Annotated in this window: 2 protein-coding genes and 1 pseudogene; all 3 read right to left on the minus strand. The window is 30.2% G+C overall.

All coding sequences use genetic code 11. The features are described from left to right. Positions 1–752: pseudogene (locus tag IAE52_RS11390) on the minus strand (hypothetical protein); the annotation flags it as partial. 422 nt (positions 753–1,174) lie between these two features. Beyond that, positions 1,175–1,510, minus strand: coding sequence for a helix-turn-helix transcriptional regulator (locus tag IAE52_RS11395; protein ID WP_109990710.1), 336 nt, complete (start codon positions 1,508–1,510; stop codon positions 1,175–1,177). Continuing rightward, a partial coding sequence (locus IAE52_RS11400; protein ID WP_200136805.1) for a MucBP domain-containing protein occupies positions 1,511–1,814 on the minus strand: 304 nt, incomplete at its 5' end.

Below are 1,814 nucleotides of genomic sequence, written 5' to 3' on the forward strand. Positions count from 1 at the left end.
TCTCCAACATTACCTGATTTTATAACATCATCTGAAATCTTATTACCATCTATATCTACATATCTAGCAGTAACTGACTGACCAATTTTTGGTACTTCTGGGTCAACAACGACCTTCAAAACATGTGTAGTTTTTATACCTAATGTACTTTGAGCAGCCATGTAAATAGAAATATATTCTCCTGGTAGGCTTGTATCTACATTATTAAAGTAAGAATAAACTTGAGAATTTGGTATAAGTGATTCTTTTTGTCCTTGGAAATTTAGTTTATAAGCTTTTATTCCTTGTGCTAAAGCAGAAGGGTTAAATATACTATTTTGAGAAATATGTACTACTGATGGACTATTTTGAAATATATAATCCCCAACTATTTTTCTTGAGTATCCTGTCAGTGTAACTGTTTTACCGGTTTCTACTTTCTGAGAAAATCCAATAGAAGTAAAGGTATAGTTTTCTATATTATTCGTAGTTCCTACTTGTTTTATTAAATAATCACCACTAGGTAAACTAATCGCTGCTTTCCCATCATTATCTGTTTCAAGTAAGTATGATTTATTGCTGTCTGTATTTGAAACAACAGTAAAATAAGCACCTTCTATACCAGAATAATCAACACTATCTTTTACATTTATAACCAACTGGCCGTCTTGAGAAAGTGTAGTTGCCTCTGCATTAAGGTTTATATAATACATATTACTTAAAATCGACATAAACACAATTACTAAAAGACAAAAAGCTTTTTTTCGTTTCATATATTTCCTCCACTTTGTAATCTCCCTCAAAACAAAAGCAAAAATTACAATCCCTCGACATTTTTAATGATTTAAATAACATAGTTTATTAAATTATACGAGTTTAACATAAAACTTTTTATATAACAAAACAAAACAAAACAAAAACAAAAATAAATATAAATATTAGACATTGTAGATTTTTTCATAATTTTTCATGAACTTTCTCAGTTGTATTTTTATGATATGATATGATTAATTACAGACAAATTATTACTTCACTATTATTCTGTTCAACTCAAAAACTAGAAATGCTTTTAAACTATCTACAACATCTTAGGTTTATGTAATCCTAAAGCATTGGAGCTTGTTTTAAGCTCAAATATAACAAACATAGAACGTTAGTTTTATTTTATCAGACCCGGAACCCTTTTTTACTTTAATCATCTATCAGGAAGGTGTGTATCTTTTATCAGATTTTCTGACCAATTATGACAAAGTTTTAACATCTCTAGTTTTTGAACATCATTTAACTGTTCAAATAATATAATGGGGCTATTTTCAGATGAAATATTAGTTTTACCAATTAAAAACTTAGGTGAGACATGAAAGTACTCCGCAATCTCAATGAGACGAGTTCCTGAAGGTTCTGTCCCATTCTTATAATTGTGCAAGGCATTTCTAGAGTAACCCAGTTCCCGTTCAATTTGATTAGTCGACTTTCGACTTTTTTTAATTTCTTGTTTTAATCGACTGTAAAATATAGTTTCTTCGCTCATTTAATCTTGTCTCTTACGCTTAAATAGAATCATCACAATTGTCCCAAAAATGAGGAAAAGTCCAGAAATCATTTCAATCATTGACAATCCCTTATCATCCCCAGTTTGTGGAAGTGTGTTCTTTTTTTCTAAGGTAGAATTATTTTTGTTGCCGTTGCCCTTACTACTTTCAGGAGCATCTGAATGATCATTCGGTTTAGTACTAGGTGTTACATTATTCTTCGTATAAATATAAGTCACCGTCTGTGCTTGATCTGTGAAAGTACCTGTAGCACTTCCTTGAACTTCTTTAAAGGTGTAACCA

The sequence above is a fragment of the Lactococcus sp. S47 genome, from assembly GCF_016517475.1.
In the GTDB taxonomy this organism is placed as follows: Bacteria; Bacillota; Bacilli; order Lactobacillales; family Streptococcaceae; genus Lactococcus; species Lactococcus lactis.